The 22,047-nt window shown below is 43.8% G+C and carries 22 protein-coding genes; 14 read left to right on the forward strand and 8 right to left on the reverse strand.

The features are described from left to right. Nucleotides 1–8: 8 nt before the first annotated feature. Nucleotides 9–518, reverse strand: a complete 510-nt coding sequence (locus AC57BQ_RS09495) for a Rieske (2Fe-2S) protein (protein WP_496406039.1) — start codon at nucleotides 516–518, stop codon at nucleotides 9–11. Nucleotides 519–553: 35 nt separating this feature from the next. Here AC57BQ_RS09495 and AC57BQ_RS09500 point away from each other — a divergent pair, with 35 nt between their 5' ends. From AC57BQ_RS09500 to AC57BQ_RS09515, 4 genes are all read left to right on the forward strand, one after another. Next, the gene (locus tag AC57BQ_RS09500) at nucleotides 554–802 is read left to right on the forward strand and encodes a hypothetical protein (protein ID WP_496406040.1); all 249 of its coding nucleotides are present in this window, start codon (nucleotides 554–556) and stop codon (nucleotides 800–802) included. Nucleotides 803–804: 2 nt separating this feature from the next. After that, entirely contained in the window at nucleotides 805–1,629 is an 825-nt protein-coding gene (locus tag AC57BQ_RS09505; RefSeq protein WP_496406041.1) for an SOS response-associated peptidase, read from the forward strand. Between the two features lie 277 nt (nucleotides 1,630–1,906). Then, nucleotides 1,907–4,660, forward strand: a complete 2,754-nt coding sequence (locus AC57BQ_RS09510; protein WP_496406042.1) for a TrlF family AAA-like ATPase — start codon at nucleotides 1,907–1,909, stop codon at nucleotides 4,658–4,660. Between the two features lie 11 nt (nucleotides 4,661–4,671). Next, nucleotides 4,672–6,963, forward strand: a complete 2,292-nt coding sequence (locus tag AC57BQ_RS09515) for an nSTAND3 domain-containing NTPase (protein WP_496406043.1) — start codon at nucleotides 4,672–4,674, stop codon at nucleotides 6,961–6,963. Between the two features lie 64 nt (nucleotides 6,964–7,027). Here AC57BQ_RS09515 and AC57BQ_RS09520 read toward each other — a convergent pair whose 3' ends face one another. Continuing rightward, nucleotides 7,028–7,636, reverse strand: coding sequence for an alpha-ketoglutarate-dependent dioxygenase AlkB family protein (locus tag AC57BQ_RS09520; RefSeq protein ID WP_496406044.1), 609 nt, complete (start codon nucleotides 7,634–7,636; stop codon nucleotides 7,028–7,030). 217 nt (nucleotides 7,637–7,853) lie between these two features. On the opposite strand from AC57BQ_RS09520, the gene AC57BQ_RS09525 reads away from it, so the two are divergent. The 5 genes from AC57BQ_RS09525 to AC57BQ_RS09545 all read left to right on the forward strand — a co-directional run bounded on the left by AC57BQ_RS09525 (nucleotide 7,854) and on the right by AC57BQ_RS09545 (nucleotide 14,684). Beyond that, a complete protein-coding gene (locus tag AC57BQ_RS09525; protein ID WP_496406045.1) occupies nucleotides 7,854–8,591 on the forward strand; it encodes an ImuA family protein in 738 nt (245 codons plus the stop codon). Nucleotides 8,592–8,596: 5 nt separating this feature from the next. Further along, nucleotides 8,597–10,096 carry a Y-family DNA polymerase gene (locus tag AC57BQ_RS09530; RefSeq protein WP_496406046.1) on the forward strand — a complete coding sequence of 500 codons (1,500 nt, stop codon included), beginning with the start codon at nucleotides 8,597–8,599 and terminating at the stop codon, nucleotides 10,094–10,096. Between the two features lie 12 nt (nucleotides 10,097–10,108). Beyond that, nucleotides 10,109–13,339 (forward strand): error-prone DNA polymerase, encoded by a 3,231-nt coding sequence (locus AC57BQ_RS09535; protein WP_496406047.1) that lies wholly within the window; start codon nucleotides 10,109–10,111, stop codon nucleotides 13,337–13,339. 427 nt (nucleotides 13,340–13,766) lie between these two features. After that, the gene (locus tag AC57BQ_RS09540; protein WP_496406048.1) at nucleotides 13,767–14,264 is read left to right on the forward strand and encodes an ankyrin repeat domain-containing protein; all 498 of its coding nucleotides are present in this window, start codon (nucleotides 13,767–13,769) and stop codon (nucleotides 14,262–14,264) included. A 6-nt stretch (nucleotides 14,265–14,270) separates the two neighbouring features. Then, nucleotides 14,271–14,684 carry a VOC family protein gene (locus AC57BQ_RS09545; RefSeq protein WP_496406049.1) on the forward strand — a complete coding sequence of 138 codons (414 nt, stop codon included), beginning with the start codon at nucleotides 14,271–14,273 and terminating at the stop codon, nucleotides 14,682–14,684. Nucleotide 14,685: 1 nt separating this feature from the next. Here the strand turns inward: AC57BQ_RS09545 and AC57BQ_RS09550 are convergent, their stop codons facing one another. Genes AC57BQ_RS09550 through AC57BQ_RS09560 form a run of 3 tightly spaced genes read right to left on the reverse strand, consistent with a single transcriptional unit; the run spans nucleotide 14,686 to nucleotide 15,888 of the window. Continuing rightward, nucleotides 14,686–14,901, reverse strand: a complete 216-nt coding sequence (locus AC57BQ_RS09550) for a GDCCVxC domain-containing (seleno)protein (protein ID WP_496406050.1) — start codon at nucleotides 14,899–14,901, stop codon at nucleotides 14,686–14,688. Nucleotide 14,902: 1 nt separating this feature from the next. Beyond that, the gene (gene merTP, locus AC57BQ_RS09555) at nucleotides 14,903–15,505 is read right to left on the reverse strand and encodes a mercuric transport protein MerTP (RefSeq protein WP_496406051.1); all 603 of its coding nucleotides are present in this window, start codon (nucleotides 15,503–15,505) and stop codon (nucleotides 14,903–14,905) included. Next, entirely contained in the window at nucleotides 15,502–15,888 is a 387-nt protein-coding gene (locus tag AC57BQ_RS09560) for an ArsR/SmtB family transcription factor (RefSeq protein ID WP_496406052.1), read from the reverse strand. The genes merTP and AC57BQ_RS09560 overlap by 4 nt, the downstream gene beginning before the upstream one ends. 94 nt (nucleotides 15,889–15,982) lie before the next feature. On the opposite strand from AC57BQ_RS09560, the gene AC57BQ_RS09565 reads away from it, so the two are divergent. From AC57BQ_RS09565 to AC57BQ_RS09575, 3 genes are read left to right on the forward strand one after another with little or no spacing between them, the layout of a single operon-like run. Next, complete coding sequence (locus tag AC57BQ_RS09565; protein WP_496406053.1) at nucleotides 15,983–17,236, forward strand: site-specific integrase; 1,254 nt, start codon at nucleotides 15,983–15,985, stop codon at nucleotides 17,234–17,236. Then, nucleotides 17,220–18,197 (forward strand): tyrosine-type recombinase/integrase, encoded by a 978-nt coding sequence (locus tag AC57BQ_RS09570; RefSeq protein WP_496406054.1) that lies wholly within the window; start codon nucleotides 17,220–17,222, stop codon nucleotides 18,195–18,197. The genes AC57BQ_RS09565 and AC57BQ_RS09570 overlap by 17 nt, the downstream gene beginning before the upstream one ends. A 21-nt stretch (nucleotides 18,198–18,218) precedes the next feature. Beyond that, a complete protein-coding gene (locus AC57BQ_RS09575) occupies nucleotides 18,219–19,244 on the forward strand; it encodes a tyrosine-type recombinase/integrase (protein ID WP_496406055.1) in 1,026 nt (341 codons plus the stop codon). Between the two features lie 79 nt (nucleotides 19,245–19,323). Here AC57BQ_RS09575 and AC57BQ_RS09580 read toward each other — a convergent pair whose 3' ends face one another. The 3 genes from AC57BQ_RS09580 to AC57BQ_RS09590 form a co-directional block, all read right to left on the reverse strand. Beyond that, complete coding sequence (locus AC57BQ_RS09580; protein ID WP_496406056.1) at nucleotides 19,324–19,473, reverse strand: hypothetical protein; 150 nt, start codon at nucleotides 19,471–19,473, stop codon at nucleotides 19,324–19,326. A gap of 55 nt (nucleotides 19,474–19,528) precedes the next feature. Further along, on the reverse strand, nucleotides 19,529–19,783 hold the full coding sequence (locus AC57BQ_RS09585; protein ID WP_496406057.1) for a DUF6965 family protein: 255 nt from the start codon (nucleotides 19,781–19,783) through the stop codon (nucleotides 19,529–19,531). 172 nt (nucleotides 19,784–19,955) lie between these two features. Next, the gene (locus AC57BQ_RS09590; RefSeq protein ID WP_496406058.1) at nucleotides 19,956–20,252 is read right to left on the reverse strand and encodes a hypothetical protein; all 297 of its coding nucleotides are present in this window, start codon (nucleotides 20,250–20,252) and stop codon (nucleotides 19,956–19,958) included. A 250-nt stretch (nucleotides 20,253–20,502) separates the two neighbouring features. On the opposite strand from AC57BQ_RS09590, the gene AC57BQ_RS09595 reads away from it, so the two are divergent. Then, nucleotides 20,503–20,973 (forward strand): JAB domain-containing protein, encoded by a 471-nt coding sequence (locus tag AC57BQ_RS09595; RefSeq protein WP_496406059.1) that lies wholly within the window; start codon nucleotides 20,503–20,505, stop codon nucleotides 20,971–20,973. Nucleotides 20,974–21,109: 136 nt separating this feature from the next. Continuing rightward, nucleotides 21,110–22,024: a DUF8464 domain-containing protein gene (locus tag AC57BQ_RS09600; RefSeq protein ID WP_496406060.1), complete on the forward strand. Its 915-nt coding sequence runs from the start codon at nucleotides 21,110–21,112 to the stop codon at nucleotides 22,022–22,024. Nucleotides 22,025–22,047: the final 23 nt, after the last annotated feature.

Genomic DNA, 22,047 nt, shown 5'->3' on the forward strand with positions numbered 1-22,047 from the left:
ACAACGTCTTAAATAGTTGGTTCAATAATTCTTAAGGTTTTTAGATCGGCAGTCAGATTATGCAAAGGGCAAACCAATAAACCATCCTTTTCGAGCATCTCTGTGCCAAAATGCGGGCATTTACGGCCAGCGCATACTTTTCCGATATATTCCCGATACCATAGGTTGTACTGTTCGACTTGGGATAGCTGGGCAAAAGTAGGATATTTTGGTACTGCAAGTCCGGTATCCAGCCGTACGCACTTTAGTTCTTTAAACTCAATTCTTTGAAATCTATAGGGAGCGCCGCTTTCGGGGACGATCACTGCGGCGGTATACCCGCCTGAAACACTAAATTCATGAGCCATCCGCGGATGCATCTCAAACCGTCCGTCAATATGAAAATGCTTGGAAGGAAAACCAAACTGGGGATCAGCATGTAAATGGTCAAATACAGGGACATAAAAGGTTAGGCCGTCACTATTCATAGTGACCTCCGCACAAGGAATACGGTAGTATTGTCCGACTATTAGATCCATTATCAATCAAATTTAAAAATTAGTAACTTTAAATAATGAGGGAAATTGAACCGCCTTTTGAAATTGAATATGAGGGCAAAATCGCCAAGGTAAAAGAGGCAGAGATCAAGGAAAGGCGGGTATTTTATATCCAGTTTTCAGATAATCGGAAACCGCTGACCATTACCATTGGCGAGGACAGGAAAGAAGTCAAATTCTGGACTTCCATCCCGGAGGGAAGGCAACCCGAAGCAGAACAGATTGGCAAATTGATTGCCGGTTACATCAGAAGCAAAAAGAAATAGCTATGTGTTATTACAACGGTCAAAAAGTGACAAAAGCAGAGTTCATCCAGTTGAAACAACTCGAAAAAGCAATCCGAAATTATGATTTCCTGGACAAAGGGGTAATTTCGGGATTTAGCGATGTGCCGATAGCCGTATTGCTACCCAACGAGGAACAGAACAATTTTGACATCGTACAAATGGAATGGGGATTTCTGCCCGGATATATCAAAAATCGGGAAGCGGTGCAAAAATTCCGTACTGGGTATAAAGATACCCTGGGTAAATGGCATACGGGGTATACAACACAAAATGCAAAGGCTGAAAATCTTTTTATGAATGAGGCCGGAACCAAGGAGTCCATTTTTGCCGACGCTGCCCGCAAACGCAGGTGCCTGGTATTATCGACCGGTTTTTTTGAGTGGCGACATGTTACCCGCCTGAATAAGAAAACGGGCTTGCCACTCAAAGTTGCGGATAAGTACCCCTATTATATTCATGTCAAGGAGCAGGATTATTTTTATATGGCCGGGATCTGGCAGCCGTGGACCGACAAAGAAACCGGTGAACACGTGAATACGTTGGCCATTGTGACCACAGCGGCTAATAAATTGATGCAACAGGTCCACAATTCTAAAATGCGAATGCCAACAATTTTGAGTGACGAACTTGCCTGGGAATGGATGATGGGGGATCTTTCAGATGAGAGGATACAGGAAATTGCGACAACGCAATTCGAAACAGAAAAAATGGACGCTTTTACGATTACCAAGGAATTCCAGGCTTTGCTTGATCCTACTGAAAAATTTGAATATGCTGATCTGCCTTCGCTTGAATTGGCAATATAAACAGGAATTCTCTATTGTTAGACTGGTAAAAAGTCAAAGCGATTCAATTTCAAAAAGTGTTTGATATAGTCTCGTTGCTATATGTTTTGGCCAGAATAATTATAATACCATTATACGTTTAGCTGATTAGCCAGGATGATTTTTCTGTTTTATTTCCAATAGATTTCATATCAAATTCTACACTTTAAATCAGAAATTCAATTATTAGATAAGTTTCTGTAATTTGCTCGATCACAATTAAACTTTATCCAATTTCTTTACTACAACCTAAGCTATAATGAATAATAAAGGATCTGAATGGGCCAAATGGGATTTACATTTCCACACTCCTTCTTCTTACGACTACAGCAATAAAAGTATTACCAATCAACAAATAATAGATGGCCTAAGTCAACATCATATCTCAGTTGTTGCAATTACTGACCATCATGTAATCGATGTGGTGCGCATTACAGAGCTACAACAACTAGGAGTCGCTAAAGGGATCACTGTTTTACCGGGCATTGAATTCTTGGCCGAGTTACGTGGAACTGATCCAGTTCATTTTATAGCCATATTCCCTGAAAATGCAAATCTAGGGTATATATGGAAGCAAATCGAAAGTAAAACGGACATTCACCGCATGGAAAGTCAAGGCAAAAAAGTCAATGAAGTATATTGTGATCTTTTAGAAACGGTTAAGCTGATTAAGGAATTGGGCGGGATCGTTACTATCCATGCAGGCAGTAAAAATAATTCTATAGATAATATTACGAACTCATTACCGCATGGTATAGCCCAAAAAGAGGACATTGCTTCAGTTGTGGATATATTTGAGCTGGGCAAAGAAGCTGATTGTATTGGTTATAACGAGCATGTTGTTCCTTTTCTTAAAAAGAAAATCGACAGGCATTTACCGTTAATTATTTGCTCAGACAATCACTACATTGAACAATATTCGGTCAAACAAAACCTTTGGATAAAATCTGCTCCAACATTCGAAGGGTTGAAGCAAATTTTATACGAACCAGACCATCGGGTAAAGATTCAGAGTGATCAGCCCGATTTTAAAGAAGAAAAACTACTCATAAATCATATTCGGTTTATTTGTGCAGATAATAAATTTCCGACAGATCCAATTTTTCTGAATGACAATTTAAATGTAATTATCGGTGGAAAATCGTCTGGTAAGTCCATTCTGTTGTATAACATTGCTAAAACTTTGTTAGCCGACAGCGAATTCTTCAAGAAGGAGAATATTAATAATAAGTATGATTTTAGGACTGATGATCCATCATTTAATTTCGAAATCAGCACGCGTGGAGGCTTTTCACAGCTTATGTATCGGGATGCCACCGAAAACAGCATCATTCCGGAGATTAAATATATACCTCAGAATTATCTGGTCAAACTGGCGGAACCGGAGGAAAATAAAACTGGTAACGTGCTAAACAAGATTATCCGGGACCTGATCAATGAGGACAGGGACTCGCAGGCGATATATGACGAATTTCTATCCCGAGTGAGGGCAAATGATCGTAACCGGGAAGCAATGATTGACAATTTCTTTGAGATCAAAGAGCGTATTAACCAGCTTGAAGCGCAACTCAAGTTGAAGACCAACCGAGAAATCTTAGAAAAAAACATATTGGCCAATATTTCCAAGATCGAAGAAGTCAATAAAAGCATTGGTATGACACCAGAGCAAATCATCCAGTACAATGATTTGCAGACCAAATTAGAATTGAACAAATTATCCAGAACAGCGGCTAATAATGATTTTAAAAAGATTACCGACTTTAATCAGGATGCACTGAATACGACAAATAGCTTAAAAAACAAAAAACAATTATTGAGCAATTCATTGGAAAATCTCGATTTGAAAGCTTACTTCGATACTAAATATCAAGCTATTGATACGCTGGTTAAAGAAATTGAAGCAATCATGACCGACTTTGAACTGGTCAAAGACGAGAATGGTCAGAATCGCTTTAAAATATCTGGCCTCATTTCAGGAACTTTTTCAGCTATTGATACTGCCCGAACTACACTTGAGCAGGAGCTGGAGCCCTTTTTGAAAAATGAGGAGATCAAAAAACAGGTTGACGTACTGTTAAAATCAGTTGGCGACGATAAAGAATCGATGCAATCCATTAACCAGTTGAATAAGGAAATCGTTGAAAATCAAAAAGCGCTTGCTGAGGAGAAGGAAAAAATATTCCAGCTATACGAGCAGAATTATCAAAGTTATGTTGCGGTTATAGATAAGTTAAAACTGCGTACTGTCGACCTCGAAAAAGATGGCTTAAAAATAACCGGTTTTGCTGCATTTAATTTCCCTAAGTTTCGCAAAAATGTATTGGCTTTCAGTGATGGCAGAACCGCTAGTTATAATGCTTATAAAAATTGTGATAGTAAGCTAGATTCTCTGACCCCATACGTTTTGAACGATCTTTTAACAGAACTAAAAACAATGTTTGAGGGTATTGCGGAAACATCGGATTATACACTAGTTAGTAAAATGCATCCTAAAGTTGCTGCTAAAACACTGCTGGAAGACTATCTTTTTGATTACTGGCAAATCGAATATAAAAAGGATAAACTAGGTAAAATGTCCACAGGTAAAGCGAGCTTCGTCATTTTAATGCTGATCGTCGGGTTAAGCAAGTCTAAGGCACCGATCTTAATTGATCAGCCTGAAGATAACCTTGATAACCGATCTATTACCACTGACCTGGTTGAATACCTAAAAAATAAGAAATTGGAAAGGCAAATCATCCTGGTTACGCATAATGCCAATATCGTGGTAAACGCGGATGCTGAAAATGTCATCATTGCACATCAGCAAGGTCAGGGTGATGTGGAAACAGAAAGCTCATATCAGTTTGATTATATCAACGGGCCACTTGAAAATACGTTTCCGCTGATCAAAGAACAAAAAAATCTGTTAAAATCAATGGGGATCCGGGAACATATTGCGGATATAGTTGAGGGCGGAAAAGCTGCTTTCAAAAAAAGGGAAGAAAAATACGGCTTTAAGCTATTTAAATAGGATTTTCAGAAATGGTAAAATATGATCTGCATTTATTAGGGTGGCATGCTTTCCAGCAACTTTGCCTAAATATCTGTCGGGAGATACTGGGACAAACTGTAATTTCTTTTTTAGATACTAACGATGCGGGTAAGGATGGCGCATTTTCGGGTGTTTGGCAACAAAATGGTGGAGAGGATCTCAAGGGAAATTTCATAATCCAGTGTAAGTTCACCAATAGGGCCGATCACAACTTGTCATTAAGTGATCTCATAGAGGAATTTGAAAAAATACAACGGTTGGTCGAAGAAGGCGAGTGTGATTGTTATGTATTAATGACCAACGCAGGCGTTTCCGGCAGGTTCGAGTCTTCATTTAAAAAAAAGTTGACAGAACTTGGAGTAAAACAAAGCCTGCTCTTAGGCAGCACGTGGATATTTTCCCAAATTACTGAAAGCAAACGGCTACGAATGTTCGTACCAAGAGTATATGGGCTAGGTGACTTGAGCCAGATCTTAGATGAACGCGCATATGCGCAATCCAAGCAATTATTAGCCTCGATGCGTGATGATCTATCTAAAATCGTTATGACCTCCGCCTATAATAAAGCGGCTAAAGCATTAAGTGATCATGGCTTTGTGCTGATAATCGGTGAAGCTGCATCAGGGAAAACTACGATTGCCTCCATGCTAGCCATGGCCGCGCTTGATCAATGGGGATTGTCAACGATTAAACTAGATAGTCCAGAACAGATTCGCGAGAATTGGAATCCAGAAGATGCGACACAATTTTATTGGATTGATGATGCATTTGGCATGACTCAATATGAATCAAACCTTGTGACAGCTTGGAACCGTAAATTATTACAGATAAAGGCCATGCTTAAACAGGGCATAAAGATCGTGATGACCTCACGGGATTATATTTATCGGCATGCCCGTGCAGATTTGAAAGATGGGGCTTTTCCTTTATTTAATGAAAGTCAGGTGGTCATCGATGTACACAAATTGAAGAAGGAGGAAAAAGAGCAGATATTGTACAATCATTTAAAACTTGGTCAACAACCTTTGTCCTTTATTCAAGAGATCAAACCTTTTTTACCGGCCATGGCAGCGCATCATAGGTTTATTCCTGAAATGGCTAGACGCTTAGCAATGCCAGTTTTTACCCAAAATCTGCTTCTTTGTGAGTCGACTTTATTAGAATTCGTAGATAAGCAGGAAGGTCATCTGAAAGATGTGATTAAAAATTTGGATAAACATAGCAAAGCCGCACTTGCGCTGATATACATGAATAAGGGACTACTAATCAGCCCCATAGAGCTTGCAGCGGAAGAGGAAGAAGCCTTAAATCGCCTCGGTAGTGATTTGGGAAATTGCATCGTAGCCCTGGATGCGATGAAGGATAGCTTAGTACAGTTTACTTTTATTGAGGATAATTCAATATGGCGATTTAAGCACCCGACTATCAGCGACGCCTACTCCAGCATAGTGGCAAAAAGTCCAGAACAATTAGAGATATATTTACAGGGAACTGATATTGAAAAGATAATGGATCAGATAACCTGCGGCAACGTAGGAATGGAAAAAGCGATAATCGTCCCCAAAAGCATGTTCCAACTAGTGCTCGATCGTATCGCCTCATTTAAAAAATCAGAAGCCTATAAGAGCAGCCTTCTTTCGCTTTGGGGTGCCAAGCGAAAGGTTATTATTTTTTTATCAAGACGATCATCGACGGAATTTATCCGACAATACATTGAATGTAACCCAGAAATATTTGATTTGATACTCAAGCCCGCAATGAGTTTTTATTACTCATCAGAAATTGATTTAGTGATCAAATTGCACCAGGAACATTTGCTACCAGAGGAACACCGAAAAACCTTTGTTGACTATATCAGTCATTTCACAATCAATGGTGATGACCTTTATCTCTTAAAAAATGAGGAACTGCAATCGGTATTTATGAATGAGGAATTGTCTTTTGTAAAAGAAAAGGTAAAACTGCAGCTTTTATCAAATATCGATGATTTGAGAAAAAAAACCGAAAATGAATTTAGAACTTATAACAATGACAGTTCAGAAGATCACATGGAAGATTTTTTTGATAAAATGAACATTCTGCTAAACGAATTTAAAAGCGATGCGTCGATCATTAAAACGGTGGAAGACGAAATTAGCAAAGCCAAAGCCTGGGTTGAGGAAAATCATTTTAATGATGATGAAACACGGCCCGAAAGGATACTGGATTCTTCGGAAGCTCCAGTTACCGCTACTACTACCAGGAGTATATTTGACGATATTGACCAAATTCAAGCCGGATGACTTTATGCTCTCTTTTGTATATCTTATCTAAAATCATAATAATAGCTTCAATATCCTCATGAATTCAAATAACCACCCTGAAGGTAAGATTCACCCTGGCTTTCATTGGCTTGATGGATTTGGCGATCCGGTGCTCCCAGTTTTCCTGTAGCCCTCCCTTCATAAGCAGGAACGAACCGTGTTCTAGCCGCACGGAGTAGTGCTCACGGTGATCCACTTTATTCCGAATATCAAAGCTACGCACCTGCCCAAAACTCACCGAGGCGATTATGGGATTTTTACCCAACACGCTTTCCCGATCACTGTGCCAGGCTACAGAATCGTTCCCATCCCGGTAATAATTCAGCAGGACACTATTAAAGATAACACCAGCTAATGGCTCCACCAGCGATTTAATATACAAAAGTTCCTTAGTCCATGGGTTTGGGTTAGAGACCTTCCCCGACACTGAATAATCCGTACCTACATCCCCATGCCAGGAAGTTAATCTAGGCGTCAGGTATTCCTTATCCCACATTTTCTGTGTGCTTTGCTTCCAGGGTGTAGTCGTGATAAACCGCTGCAACAACAAGTCACTTTGTGTTTGGTCAATAAATCCAGCCGTGTATTCCAGCAGCTCCTGCGGCAGTCCCCTGCTCTGGCCTGCTTCTCCAAAAAAGCTTAATTGTTCCATTGAAAAAAATATTTTACAAAGTTAATGAAATACTAATATTTTTAGCATTAGTTTTGTAGTCTGTTTTTTGTCAGGCCGGGGACGTTTAAAATCAATCCCGAACCGGACCACAAAAGCTCCCCTAACAGACCATCAGGCAGGGCAGCAAGTATTGCTGTAGGCAAGATGTTTTTTGATTAACACCAACAACAATGATGAATAAATAAAACATAAGGCTATGGACAACGCGAAAAAGGATAGAATCAGTCAACTGCAAAAAGACATCCTTTTATGGGAGGGCTTTAAGCCAGGCCTGTCAGGTCAAAAGGATTTGATTGGACTGGGGCCGGTGGAAGCCGCTTTTCCCAATGGTGTATTCCCGAAAGGCGTGATTCATGAATTTATCAATACCATACCCGAACATGCAGCAGCCTGCGGCGGTTTTTTAGGTGGTCTGTTGGGGTCCCTGATGCAGGAGGGCGGCATTTGTGTGTGGATCAGTGTATCACGCCGGCTGTTCCCTGGTTCATTACAAGCTTTTGGCGTCGAGCCTGACCGCATTATCTTTTTTGACCTGAGCAACGAAAAGGAAGTTTTGTGGGTAATGGAGGAAGCACTTAAATGCGAGGGATTGGCCGCTGTGGTGGGTGAATTGAATGAAATTAGTTTCACCCAATCGCGCCGTTTGCAACTGGCGGTGGAACTCAGCCGGGTAACCGGTTTTATATTGAGAGGAGACGAACGAAAACTGAATACCACGGCCTGTGTCGCCCGTTGGAAAATTGCACCTATACCCAGTGAAACAGAAGATCAAATGCCGGGGATTGGTTTCCCGCGCTGGAAAGTAGAATTGTTAAAAGTACGAAATGGCGATCCGGGTACTTATGAGGTGGAATGGGCCGAAGACCGGTTCACACCTCTTGTTAAGAAGAATACGGCAATTGATTTACCAAAACACTTACGTCAGGTTGGATAAGCATCATGGCCGCACGTTTTATTTCAATATGGTTTCGTCATTTGACGACTGACTGGCTGACTTTGCGAAGGCCGGAATTAAAGCACCTGCCTTTTGTTTTTGTCATACCTGATCATGGCCGTCTGATCATCACAGCGGTTAGCAGTGAGGCGGAAAAGCAGGGCATCGAAACCGGGATGCGGGCCGCCGATGCCAAAGCCATTGTTCCCGGTCTGGAGGTTATCGATGACAAACCGGGGCGTAATGAAAAACTATTGAAAGCTTTGGGAGAATGGTGCATCCGGTATTCCCCGGTTGTTGCTATAGATGGTTCCGACGGGCTGGTGATGAATATCAGCGGCTGCGTTCATCTCTGGGGTGGGGAGCGGGAATATTTAAAAGAAATTGTTTCCCGTTTCAAAAGCAAAGGTTATATGGTACGGTGCGCAATCGCAGATACCGTTGGAGCCGCCTGGGCGATCTCCCGTTATGGGCAAATTACACCGATCATTCCGGAAGGTGAACAGGCTAATGCTTTATTATCCCTGCCGCCAGCCTCATTACGGCTGGAAGAAAACATATTACAGCGGCTGAGGAAACTGGGATTTTACCAAATCAAAAGCTTCATCGGTATGCCCCGGTCGGTTTTACGTCGCAGGTTTGGTGAGGCCTTGTTACTCCGGTTAGGCCAGGCGCTGGGCAGCGAAGATGAAGTGATCCTTATGCTGCAAAACCCGGTTATCTATGAAGAGCGGTTGCCATGTCTGGAACCCATCAAAACGAAAACAGGCATTGAGATCGCCATCCAGCGACTGCTTGAACAACTTTGTTTCCATTTGCGGCAGGACGGTAAAGGTTTGCGCACCGCGATATTACGGGGATACCGTATCGACGGTAAGCTGGAGCAGGTCGAGATCGGGACCAATCGTCCGACACACAGTGTAGGACACCTGTTCAAACTATTGGAACTTAAAATCGCCTCCATCACACCGGCGTTGGGTATTGAACTTTTTACATTGGAAGCGGCGAAGGTTGAAGACGTGCCGCTGACCCAGGATGCCCTATGGGCAGGTAAGCCCGGACTAGACAATCAAAGTATTGCGGAGTTCCTGGACCGCGCAGCCGGAAAGGTGGGATCCGGTAAGATTCATCGTTATCTCCCCCAACAGCATTACTGGCCGGAACGCTCCATTAAAAATGCGGCGATACAGGAAAAGCGGTTAAACAACTGGCAGATGGACAAACCCCGCCCTACCCAATTACTACCACAGCCGGAATTGATTGAAGTGTCTGCACCCGTTCCCGATTACCCACCGATGTTATTCCGGTATAAAGGCACGGTACATCATATTGAGAAAGCGGACGGCCCCGAACGTATCGAACGGGAATGGTGGCTGGACGAGGGTGAACACCGGGACTATTACCAGGTGGAAGATGAGAAAGGTCAGCGCTACTGGCTTTTCCGTTCGGGCCATTATGTGGGCAACAAACCCTATCAATGGTTTATACATGGTTTTTTTGCGTGAAGGAGGAGTGCGATGGGATATACGGAATTACAGGTAACCAGCAATTTTAGTTTTTTACGGGGTGCCTCACACCCCAATGAGCTGGCCGAACAGGCCGCGGCTTTAGGCTATACTGCGATTGCTATTACCGACAGGAATACGATGGCGGGCATCGTACGTGCGCATGTCGCTGCCAAAGCGAATAACATCCGGCTTCTTCCCGGTTGCAGGCTTGACCTGCTTGACGGCCCAAGTCTCCTGGCATTTCCAACTAATGCCGCTGCTTATGGCAGACTTTCGGCATTGTTATCTATGGGTAACCTCCGCGCGGAGAAGGGAAAATGTTTTCTTTATAAAGCCGACGTGTATGCCAATACGGAAGGAATCAAATTCGTAGTTATTCCACCGGACATGCTCAACAGGCGTTTTGATTTTGATAAAAGTTTTAAGAATTTGTTAGCGGAATACCGGAAGGAACTGGGAACCGAGCTATACATTGCTGCCAGCAGGACTTACCAGGGAGATGATCAAAAGAAACTGTTCCGAATCGCCCAGCTTGCTGAAAAGCTGTATATACCTATGGTGGCGACAAACGACGTACACTACCACGAACCCGGTCGGCGCGAGTTGCAGGATGTACTCACCTGTGTGCGTGAAAAATGCACAATACAGGAGGCCGGATTTCGCTTGCATATGAATGCAGAGCGTTATTTAAAACCCATAGAGGAAATGGAACGTATTTTCCGCCCCTACCCGGAAGCCATAGAAAACACCCGGGAGATTGCCGATGCCTGCACTTTTTCTTTGGATGAATTGAAATACGTTTACCCTGAAGAGATCAACCGGAGCGGGCGGACACCATTGGAAGAAATCACACACTTGACCTGGGAGGGTGCCCGCAACATATACGGGGAGATCATTCCAGAAAAGATCGTCAACAGCATCAACCACGAGCTCCGCTTTGTTAAAGAAATGGACTATGCGAATTATTTCCTCTTTGTAGAAGATATCGTGAGAGAAGCCCGGTCCCGTGGTATCCTTTGCCAGGGACGTGGCTCAGCCGCCAACTCGGCAGTGTGTTTTTGTTTGGGCATAACATCCGTTGACCCCACTAAATTTGATCTTTTATTCGAACGTTTTATATCCTCCGCCAGGAATGAACCGCCTGATATCGATGTGGATTTTGAGCACGAGCGCCGCGAAGAAATCATACAATACATCTATGATAAATACGGCCGTGACCGAGCGGCCATCGTAGCGACAGTTACCCAGCAACATCAGAAAGGCGCTATCCGTGATGTCGGGAAAGTGATGGGCCTATCCGTAGATACCATCAATCGCCTATCGAATTCTATTTGGGAACATACAGACGAATGGTTCGAAGGTAAATTATTGAAAGCTCAGGGCTTAAATCCGGATGATGTTAATCTCAAAAAGACATTAGAACTGACCGCGCAAATGATGGGCTTTCCCCGTCAGCTCGGCCAACATACCGGCGGTTTCGTGGTCACCCAGGGCAAACTCACCGACCTCTGCCCTATCTTGAACGCTCGCATGGAGAATCGGACCAATATCGAATGGAATAAAGATGATATCGATGCGCTCGGCTTCTTAAAGGTAGATGTTTTGGCCTTGGGTATGCTGACCTGTATCCGCAAGGCATTTGATCTTTGCAAACAACATTATGGACTAAATCTGACATTAGCCAACGTCCCGCAGGATGATCCGGTTGTATATCAAATGATCCAACTGGCTGATACACTAGGTGTTTTTCAAATCGAGAGTCGCGCACAAATGTCCATGCTGCCCCGCTTAAAACCGGTATGTTTTTACGACCTGGTGATCGAGGTCGCCATCGTACGCCCGGGTCCTATACAGGGAAATATGGTTCATCCCTACCTACGAAGACGCAATAAGGAAGAACCAATCGATTATCCATCCAAAGAACTGGAAGACATCCTGGGCAGAACCTTAGGTGTTCCTTTATTCCAGGAGCAGGCCATGAAAATCGCTATTGTCGCCGCAGGCTTTACACCAGCCGAAGCAGATGGCTTGCGTCGGAGTATGGCCACCTTTAAATTTAAGGGGCTGGTCAATCAGTATGAAAAGAAGCTTATTGACGGCATGATGGCCAAAGGTTATACAGAAGCTTTTGCCCGTCGCATTTTTAAACAGCTCGAAGGCTTCGGCAGTTACGGCTTCCCGGAAAGTCATGCTGCCAGCTTCGCGTTGTTAGTATATGTTTCCTGCTGGCTGAAATGCTATTATCCGGATGTCTTTGCCACAGCGCTACTCAATAGCATGCCTATGGGCTTTTATCAGCCGGCACAGATCGTAATTGATGCAGAAAAACATACGGTTGAGGTGCGCCCTCCAGATGTGAACTACTCTCAATGGGATAATTTCCTGGAGGAAAAATCAGGAAAATACTATGCGATCCGCCTGGGCTTCCGGCAGATTAAAGGCATACGCGAAGAGGAGATCACCAGTTTACTGAGCAACCGGAAATCCGGTTATACCAGTATTAGTCAGTTAAGTGATGCCGGTGTTTCCCAGGCTACGATCGAAAGGCTAACAGATGCCGACGCGTTCAGGTCATTGAGTCTTGATCGCAGGGAGGCTTTATGGGAAGTGCCCGCATTGAATGACAAACCTATTGCCTTGTTTGAGGGGCAGCCCTCTGAAAGCACGAAAGAACCACAAATTAAATTGCCGTTTATGAGTTTAAGTGAACACGTTGTACAGGATTATGCTTCCATCGGTTTATCAACAAAAGCGCATCCGGTCAGCTTTATACGGGATAAGTTGAATATGCTTCATATTCTACAGACGAAGACGGTCAACACTGACGTACAGATGGGACAATTGATCAAAGTAGCGGGCTTGGTATTGGTCAGGCAAAGACCGGGAACAGCTGGCGGTGTTTGTTTCATTACCATAGAAGATGAAACCGGCTTTACGAACCTGGTTGTTTTTGAAAAACTATTTGACACCTACCGTAAGGAAATATTACAGGCCAGACTCCTGATGGTGGAAGGCAGGCTCCAGCGTGAGGGTATTGTCGTTCACGTGATTGTTACACGTTGTTTCGATCTTTCTAAACTATTGCATGAGTTGGTATTGCAGAAACAGGACGACCTACCCCTGCTGACGCTGTCACGGGCAGATGAAAAAAGCGCCCCATATCCTGCGGCAAATAAGAAAAGTCAGGTGCTGGAGACTTCAGCCAATGAGGTATTTCCCAAAGGAAGGAATTTCAAGTAATCGCTTTTCAAGGATCAGATAAACAGGAAACTTAAAGATAAGGAGCTAACAGACTAATGGAGCTAAACGCATGAAACCTTGTAATTTTATTTTCAACAGGATCATAAAATACCTTTATGTAAACGTTTACATAAAAGTGTTTATGTAAAGCCTCACATTATGTAAAGGAATGAGCTTTAAACCACTTGTCAAAGCCCATTCGTGTGATTATAACTTTACATAACTTTTCAATATTTAGCCATCGTTTTATTTGCTATATAATTCAATAAGTAATATTTTTAGCTTTGAGATAAACAATGCGACGATGTTGGCAAGCCAGTTATTCAAGTTAGTTACCCAAGAGGATCTTCAGCAGCTAAGGGCTGTACTTGAGGCTGATCCAGATATTGCCAATACCGGCGTTCCATGTAGCGACGCTCAGCCGGAGATGAAAGGGCATCCCCTTCATCGGATATGCGACGTAGTATTTGCCGGAGCGATCACTGATGAAAAAGCAATTGAGATCGCAAAAGTGTTGTTGGAGTTTGGGGCAGATATCAATGGTTACAAATCATCCGGTGACCAAAACACACCACTCATAGCGGCCGCCAGTCTTCATGCTGAAAAGCTGGGAATATTCTATATTGAACAGGGAGCCGATATCTTTTATGCAGACCATGATGGAGCTACCGCGCTGCATTGGGCTGCTTTCTGCGGCCGTGATCAGCTGGTCGCTGCTCTAATCGCGAAAGGCGCAAACATCAACCAACAGGATACAACTTTCAATTCTACACCAATAGGCTGGGCAGTGCATACTTTAACTTCCGGCGACAGTGGTAACCAGCATAATCAAATAGCCTGTATTCACTTGCTTTTGAACGCCGGGGCGGATAAGGCAGTTTTGGATGCCGACACGCTCGCATACGTCAAGACATTAACGGCTTAGCAAACCATGATAGACTTCAAACAAAGCATCCCGGCTTTACCGGTCGTAAACATTGCCAAGGCAGTAGCATTTTATGAAAGTAAAATGGGTTTTAAAGCGCGTTACCAGGAGGGCGCCTTTGCCATCTTAGTTCGGAATAGCGTAGATATCCACCTTTGGGCAGCTTGTAACCAATCCTGGCGCTACAAGTTCTGGCTCGTTTTCCGGCCAATCACCTGTGGTGCGGAAAGTTTCTTAGCGGGAACCGCCAGTTGCCGCATACAGGTGACCGGGATAGATGAGCTTTATAAGGAAATGAAAGCAACGGGCGTGATCTACAATGCCGAGACCGTAGTGGAAGATCAGATTTGGGGACACCGGGATTTCCCCACACTTGACCTGCACGGCAACCTGATCACTTTTTACGAGATCGTAACTTAGTTTAGCCGCAGCAAGAAGTACCTTGCTGTATCGGCGGGCATTTCACTGTACCGTAACTGCAAAAAACACAGCAATCACCAGCCAGCGGCTTTAAGTTCGTTTTACAGGCCTCGCATTCATAGAAGTACTGGCAGGCATTCGTAGGCATTTCTTCCTCTTTCTGAAAGCCACAGTTAGGACAGGTAATTACCGAATTAAGTTGGATGGTCGCAGCCATGTTAGTTTTGTTTAATGAGGGTTGGCTGATAGCCTATTTCTTTGATCTTATGGTTAATACTGTCCGCATTGGTTTTATCAGGATCATATTGAACGATGGTTTGTGCCTTTTCAAATGAGGTGTTGGAGGAAGTTACACCGTTAAGGCTCATCAGCGAGCCGTCAATATGTTTGGTGCAATCCGCACAGCCCATGCCTTTTATATTCAGCCTGATCGACTTAAAGTTGCTTTGCAAAGCAACAGCAGTTGTTTTTGGAGGAGCCTTGTAGAATAGCGCAGAATAATAAGGAAGGGCGGTCAGTACAGCTGCAAACACAGTCACGATCAGCAGGAACTTTTTGGATTGCCAAAAGGAACGACTGGCAGGAACACAGCAATCTTTTTCTTTTTTCGGCGTAACTACCAATTGCTGGTACCAGGCAAAAGCAAATACCAGTACCGTGATACCGATCAGGTAAGGCCGGTAAGGCGCTATCCAGTTAAAATAAGTAGCGGCGCCGCTTAATCCGCCAAAGATGGCCAACAAGGGTGCGATACAGCAAAGGGAGGCGGCTATTGCGGCGATTATTCCACCGATCCAGCCCTTTTGAGTTGCTTCTTTCATGCTTTTGCTTCGGTTAATGGTTCCTGTATGATCTGGAAGAATGGTTGCAACAAGGGGATTTGCGCAGGGTTAATCGAATAGAAAACTGTTTGCCCGACTTTGCGCGAACGGATAACGCCGCCATCCTTTAGTTTACGCAGGTGCTGCGATACGGCCGGAATCGTCATGGTAAGGATATCACTTAAATCGCAGGGACACAGTTCCTGCTCCTGTCCCAACAGGAATAATATCTTTAAACGAACTTCATTGCCTGCTAAGGCCACGACCTGTGCAAGATCAGTAAAAGCCTGCTGATGTGTTTTCACGGCCTCCCGGCAGTTATTGATCTGCCCGCTGTCCGCAAATATTCGTGTGCAACTATCCATGGCAGCAAATATAAGCATTTAAGCAATTGCTTAAATACAAATATCTGTGTTCGTTGATCGATATACCATAAGAAACGTAGAAAGTATTGTAAACCAATAATCTACATTCATTATGGAAGTAAACACAGATCTACCGGCATTGATAGCCGGCACAAGCAGACTGCTTAAACGAAAGAAGTTTCGTCCGACAACCTTAGAAAGTTATCACCTGACGTGGCGGCGCATTCAGGATTACATGACCGCGCAAAACATTACGGCATTCACCAAAGATGTTGGCGAAGCCTTCATCAAAAACTGGTTTGGCGATCGTCCTTATGATGATCTGAAAATGCACGAAAAGAATTACATCTACTACACCACAGTCTTATGGTACTACCAATTAAATCACACATTGCCACCGAACATCCAAAAGAAACCCGACTTTACATTCACCGGTAAACTGGGTGCGTTGTTTAACGAGTTCCTGGTGTACAAAACCGAAACCTGTGCGCCACCAACACTGCGCTTGTACCGGTACCGCTTATACCCGCTTTATGATGACCTGCTGAGATCCAAACAAGAGATCACCACCATTGACGGGCCATATCTTGTGCGATACTTGTCAAGGCTGGATATGACACAAAAGATCAAAGAAAAGAACCGGGTGATCGAGCAGACCGGCATGTTTCTAACTTTCCTATGCGGTAAAAACATACTCACAAATAATAAACCGCTATACTGGACATCGATACTAAAGCCAAGAACCATCAAGCAGCCGAAAATGCCATCGGTTTATTCACGCGAAGAGGTGGAACGGCTCATCAATGCTATTGACAGAAGTAATGCGCCAGGCAAACGTGACTTTGCCATTGTGCTGTTGGCAGCTCGTTACGGTCTGCGCGGTTCAGATATCATGGGGCTACGGCACTGTAACCTGAACTGGCCCAGCAACAGGATAAGCATAGTACAACGGAAAACAACTAAAAAAGTGGAACTGCCGCTATCCGAAGAAGTAGGCAATGCGATCATCGATTACTTAAAGTTTGGTCGGCCGGAGGTTAATGAGCCTTATATATTCCTGGCGGCAAGACCTCCTTTTGGTAAGTTGGTCACCATTCATAAAGTGATCACCAAGCATATGCGTAAAGCTGATATAGCTTACGAAGAACGCAAACACGGCCCGCATGCTTTGCGGCACAGCCTGGCCAGTAACCTGCTCGGACTGCATGAACCTATGCCGGTTATCTCTTCCATACTCGGTCATTCCAGCACTGCATCAACCATGCCTTATCTCCGGGTAGACTTTGAACAATTGAAGCAATGTGCGTTAGAAGTTCCCTGTGTTCCATCATCTTTTTACACCAACCTTTATGAACAAGCGATATAGTTATGGCATCTATACTGAACTCATCGAACAGTATGTGGCCTACAAACAAACCCTGGGCTTTAAAATGAAAGACGTAGCAGGCAGGTTAAATGTGATACACCGCTTGCACTCGTTACCCGAAGACACTTCACAGGGGGTGCCAAAAGAGGTGTTTGATGAATGGAGTTTACCGCAGACGGAAGAATCGGATAATAACCGTTACGGAAGAATACACCTGCTGCGCCAGTTTTCTTATTACTTGCAGATTATGGGTTATAACTCCTACACGCCAAAGCTGCCTCCCCGCAAATGCAAGTTCATCCCGCATATCTTTACCAGCGACGAGATCAACCGGATCTTTGAGGCCAGCAATAAACTCATGCTAAAATCGAGAAACAAACTGGCGCAGGTTTGGGTAATGCCCGCCCTGCTCCGGATGCTCTACAGCACCGGCATTCGTATTGGCGAAGCTTTAAATCTCAAACATCGTGATGTCAACCTGGGTAAAGGCTTTCTAATGCTTCGTAACTGTAAGAACGGGCAGGATCGGATGGTACCCATGTCGGCAACACTCGTGGAAGTCTGCAAAGACCACTTCCTTTTTAAGCAAACACAATTGATGAATACAGATTCGGATGCCTACTTTTTCACTGCTTTAGGCGGCAGCCAATGTCAGCGCTGCACGATCTACGAGCACTTCCGGACGATCATGTATAAAGCTGGTATCCCGTACCGGGGACGTAAAGAAGGCCCCCGGCTGCACGATCTGCGACACACATTCTGCGTTAAGTCCCTGCTTAAAATGTCAGAAGCAGGCATAGATCTTTATTGCTCGATGCCCGTATTATCTACTTACATGGGGCATCAGCACATTAAAGCTACCAACGGATATGTTCGTTTGACCAATGAAATGTTTCCCGGCATCCTGCATAAAATCGACGCGGCTTACCGCCATGTGTTCCCGGAAACCATAACAGAATAAAAACCCATTAAAACAATCAATATGAAACCAACAGACTTTTCTAAATACCTGACCGACTATCTTACCCAATACCTGCCGCTTGAATGCGGCGTATCGCCCAACACGATCCAAACTTACAGTGTAAGCTTCATGCTACTGCTTAAATACCTTAAAGCCGAAGAAGGCATTAGCCCTGACAGATTGTATTTGAAGGATATTACTAAAGAACGGATCATTAACTTTCTCAAATGGCTGGAAAAGGAACGAAGCTGCACAGTATCAACACGAAATGCCAGACTGGCCACGCTGCATTCATTCTTTAAGTATATGCAGTACCGGGATGTTGCCGGCATGAGCGTATGGCAGGATATTCTGGCCATTCCTTTTAAAAGAACTTCTGCACCGGACATGGCTTACCTGTCTATTGATGGAATAAGGCTGCTGCTAAAACAACCGGATATGGTCACCAGGATCGGCATGCGCGACCTGGCGCTGCTGGGCTTAATGTACGACAGCGCGGCACGGGTACAGGAGATCGCTGATCTTACACCTGCCGACTTTCGCTTTGAAGGTACGGTAACAGTCAAGCTAAGCGGCAAGGGCAGCAAATCGCGTATCGTTCCGCTGTCCGAAAACCAAACAAGAAACCTGACCCGTTACATGAACGAATGTGAGCTGTTTGAGCCACATAAAAGTGTCTATCCTTTATTCAGTAACCCGCAGAACGGCAAACTATCCAGGGCGGCGTTATTAATGATCGTCAAAAAATACACGAATATGGCCCGGTTGAAAAATGCCGCCATAGTTCCGGACGGCATCGGTTGCCATTCCCTCCGGCACTCCAAAGCCATTCACATGCTGGAGGCAGGTATCAACCTTATCTATATTAGAGACTTTCTTGGTCATTCTTCGGTTACCACGACCGAGGTTTATGCTAAAGTGAGTACTCAAATGAAAGAGGACGCCTTGAAAAAAATGAATCCAACCATTGTTACTGAACGAAAATCGTCGTGGCAGAAAAACGGTGAACTGCTTGGCTGGCTAAAAGAATTGCAGCATAAATATTGAAAAGTTATGTAAAGTTCAATAGTAGAGGATGGGCTTTGAAAAGGAGTTTAAAGCTCATTCCTTTACATAATGTGTAGCTTTACATAAACACCTCTACATAAAAATGCTCCAGACTGTACAGCTGAATTTTAAGGGCGTCATGTTCTCTATCGGCCAGAAATGTTCCGCTCCATACCGCCTCGGCTTTGGCGTTTTCATCCAGGGCATTAAATACGGATAGTGTGATCATTTATCTATAGCCTATATTGTAATGGCAGGACATCTTGCAAGATATTCTTACGCTATTAACGGCTGGGGATCTCTGGCCCATCATACGGATGCTTCAACGCATTGATGATTTGTAATAGCCGATGCCTTGCGCCACCGTCCTTAGGATTACTCAACATCAGTTTTATATTACTGGGCACATATATTTTAACTTCATGTTGGGTACACGCCCTATCCAACCGGAGCGTATTCGGTAATACCGCTGTCTTAAAATATTCGATAATCTCCTCATCCGTCATGCGGCAAAGATAGCAAAGCCTGCCAAAAAACATTCCTACAGAAAGACAATTATACTTTTCCTTTGCCGAATACCGTCACCCCAATAGCATTCCTTTTAAAGGCAACTGTAATTCAGGAGAAATCATCATTTTGTTTTGAGGCACGGAGTTTGGCAACGCAGAAACAAATAAGTTTTTAGGCAGTCTGCTTCTGCGTTGTTTTGTTTTACTTGGAATGCAAGTCTTTAATTTTTGTACTTAGTTCCGTAAGACCCGCCCGCTTCAGGCATTCCTCTGAAAACTCTTTCAATTCCTCTACGGTTTCTTTGGGGATCAATTCCAGCAAGCCCTGGGTTTGCTCCTCATCTTTGGCGGTTAATCCGCGTTCAATCACACTATGTAATAATAAAACCGTCTTTCGGTTGATCTTGACATCGATCTTCACCGCTTCATTCATGCCGGGAATACACAGCAGTGTATCATAAACCCGGGCCACATCCTTCGTTGTCAGCATAAGTTTCATTTAAATTGATAATCGGTAAAGTTAGTTGCTTGCATCCTTTTGATCCTCATCGAAATATAGCGGGGATAGAGTAGCATTAATCATTACTGCAAAGTTCGGCAGCGTGCCTCGGGGCGGACAAAAAATTCCGCCATAAACACAGGCTTTTCCCCTTCTACCCCACATTTATTGCGTTGCTTTTTGCCCTTGCTCTGCACCTGCCGGTATCCCCTGCCAAATAATTTAATGCTTACCATTAAAATCAAAGATCATGGAAAATGTATGGAATTCATCAGCGTTGTCAAGAGTAGCAGAAGTGGAACTGGTTTATCGCAATTTTATCAAACCCTCAGACCGTCCACTGGTACAGGAATCCAAGACAGCTTATCAGTACTTCCTGGAATCATGGAGTGAGAACAAGATTGAATTTGTAGAACAATTCAAGATTATGCTGCTGAGCCGGGCCTGCCGGATACTGGGCATTTTAGAGATCTCTACAGGCGGTGTATCGGGTACTATAGCTGACGTCAAGTTAATCTATACCGCAGCGCTGAAAGGTAATGCATCCGGTCTGATCCTCGCCCATAACCATCCCTCCGGTAGCCTGAAACCCAGTGATGCAGATATCGCGCTGACACGCAAGATCTGCGAAGCCGGAAAGGTGTTGGATATCAAAATTGAGGACCACCTGATTATCACCACAGAAGGTTATTATTCATTTGCAGAAGAAGGGCTGTTATAACAGCTCTTCTTTTTTGCTTATTCATATTACCGGATTCACCCATCCCCGCTATAATATAGCGAGGATGGGTGAATCCGGATCTTAGCCTGTATTTTCGTTTAGAATTTCGGGAACAGTGGATTAGATAAGTGAAGAGATGGATTTCAGACAACAACAATATAATCGGAAACAAGTCAGGGATATGGACATGGTCGACTTCCTTGCGTCTTTGGGATATCAGCCCGAATACATCAAAAAGGGGATCGATCATTGGTATCTTTCGCCTTTGCGGAATGAAGGCGAAGCCAGTTTTAAAATCAACCGGAGAATGAATCGCTGGTATGATCACGGCATGGGCAAAGGCGGTAATCTTATCGACTTTGGTATCCTTTATTTTAAATGCTCGGAGGAAGAATTACTGGAGAAATTCAACAGTGACCTCTCGCTTCAGCAGCTTCCAAATCATGATGGTACAGTATGGCAGGGTAAGGAAACTCAGGAACCCAAAATCAAGATCATTGCTGAACGTGAGTTGTATGCCTATCCGCTCATTCGTTACCTGCAGGAACGGCATATAGCGCTATCCATTGCCGCCCAATTTTGTAAAGAAGTCACCTATGATTTGGATGGGCATTCCTATTACGGAATCGGATTCAAAAACAATGCTGGCGGCTTTGAGATCCGAAATCCTTATTATAAATGCAGCAGCTCACCAAAGGACATAACGACCATTGAAAACGGATCGAAAGAAGTTCATATTTTCGAAGGGTTCATGGACTTTCTATCTTTCAAAACGCTGCATCAACATGATGCTTTGAGTTCTGCTGATTGTGTCATATTAAACGGTGCAGCCATGTTTGAAAGAGCCCGTGCCGTACTATCTGCATACCCGGTTAAAATGCTCTGGCTTGACCGGGATACCACAGGTATAGCCTACACCAAGTATGCTTTGTCTTTAAAGGAAAACTACCAGGACAAAAGTAAGCTATACGTGAATTATAAGGATCTGAATGATTGGCTGAAACAAAAAGAGTTATTACCTAAAAAACAATTAAAGCCCAAAATCAGGTAAATCAGCCGATATCAGGAGAATGT

It is taken from the genome of Mucilaginibacter sp. BGA-UO-ETr-C110 (genome assembly GCF_059567985.1).

Bases quoted from the DNA above. Each gene is read 5' to 3' on its own strand.
- AC57BQ_RS09505 (WP_496406041.1), top strand. From the start codon at position 805: ATGTGTTATTACAACGGTCAAAAAGTGACAAAAGCAGAGTTCATCCAG.
- AC57BQ_RS09600 (WP_496406060.1), top strand. From the start codon at position 21,110: ATGGATTTCAGACAACAACAATATAATCGGAAACAAGTCAGGGATATG.
- AC57BQ_RS09520 (WP_496406044.1), bottom strand. From the start codon at position 7,636: ATGGAACAATTAAGCTTTTTTGGAGAAGCAGGCCAGAGCAGGGGACTG.
- AC57BQ_RS09545 (WP_496406049.1), top strand. From the start codon at position 14,271: ATGATAGACTTCAAACAAAGCATCCCGGCTTTACCGGTCGTAAACATT.
- AC57BQ_RS09525 (WP_496406045.1), top strand. From the start codon at position 7,854: ATGGACAACGCGAAAAAGGATAGAATCAGTCAACTGCAAAAAGACATC.
- AC57BQ_RS09530 (WP_496406046.1), top strand. From the start codon at position 8,597: ATGGCCGCACGTTTTATTTCAATATGGTTTCGTCATTTGACGACTGAC.
- AC57BQ_RS09590 (WP_496406058.1), bottom strand. From the start codon at position 20,252: ATGAAACTTATGCTGACAACGAAGGATGTGGCCCGGGTTTATGATACA.
- AC57BQ_RS09580 (WP_496406056.1), bottom strand. From the start codon at position 19,473: ATGATCACACTATCCGTATTTAATGCCCTGGATGAAAACGCCAAAGCC.
- AC57BQ_RS09570 (WP_496406054.1), top strand. From the start codon at position 17,220: ATGAACAAGCGATATAGTTATGGCATCTATACTGAACTCATCGAACAG.
- AC57BQ_RS09510 (WP_496406042.1), top strand. From the start codon at position 1,907: ATGAATAATAAAGGATCTGAATGGGCCAAATGGGATTTACATTTCCAC.
- AC57BQ_RS09540 (WP_496406048.1), top strand. From the start codon at position 13,767: ATGAAAGGGCATCCCCTTCATCGGATATGCGACGTAGTATTTGCCGGA.
- AC57BQ_RS09550 (WP_496406050.1), bottom strand. From the start codon at position 14,901: ATGGCTGCGACCATCCAACTTAATTCGGTAATTACCTGTCCTAACTGT.
- AC57BQ_RS09500 (WP_496406040.1), top strand. From the start codon at position 554: ATGAGGGAAATTGAACCGCCTTTTGAAATTGAATATGAGGGCAAAATC.
- AC57BQ_RS09515 (WP_496406043.1), top strand. From the start codon at position 4,672: ATGGTAAAATATGATCTGCATTTATTAGGGTGGCATGCTTTCCAGCAA.
- AC57BQ_RS09560 (WP_496406052.1), bottom strand. From the start codon at position 15,888: ATGCTTATATTTGCTGCCATGGATAGTTGCACACGAATATTTGCGGAC.
- AC57BQ_RS09535 (WP_496406047.1), top strand. From the start codon at position 10,109: ATGGGATATACGGAATTACAGGTAACCAGCAATTTTAGTTTTTTACGG.
- AC57BQ_RS09495 (WP_496406039.1), bottom strand. From the start codon at position 518: ATGGATCTAATAGTCGGACAATACTACCGTATTCCTTGTGCGGAGGTC.
- AC57BQ_RS09585 (WP_496406057.1), bottom strand. From the start codon at position 19,783: ATGTTTTTTGGCAGGCTTTGCTATCTTTGCCGCATGACGGATGAGGAG.
- AC57BQ_RS09595 (WP_496406059.1), top strand. From the start codon at position 20,503: ATGGAAAATGTATGGAATTCATCAGCGTTGTCAAGAGTAGCAGAAGTG.
- AC57BQ_RS09575 (WP_496406055.1), top strand. From the start codon at position 18,219: ATGAAACCAACAGACTTTTCTAAATACCTGACCGACTATCTTACCCAA.
- merTP (WP_496406051.1), bottom strand. From the start codon at position 15,505: ATGAAAGAAGCAACTCAAAAGGGCTGGATCGGTGGAATAATCGCCGCA.
- AC57BQ_RS09565 (WP_496406053.1), top strand. From the start codon at position 15,983: ATGGAAGTAAACACAGATCTACCGGCATTGATAGCCGGCACAAGCAGA.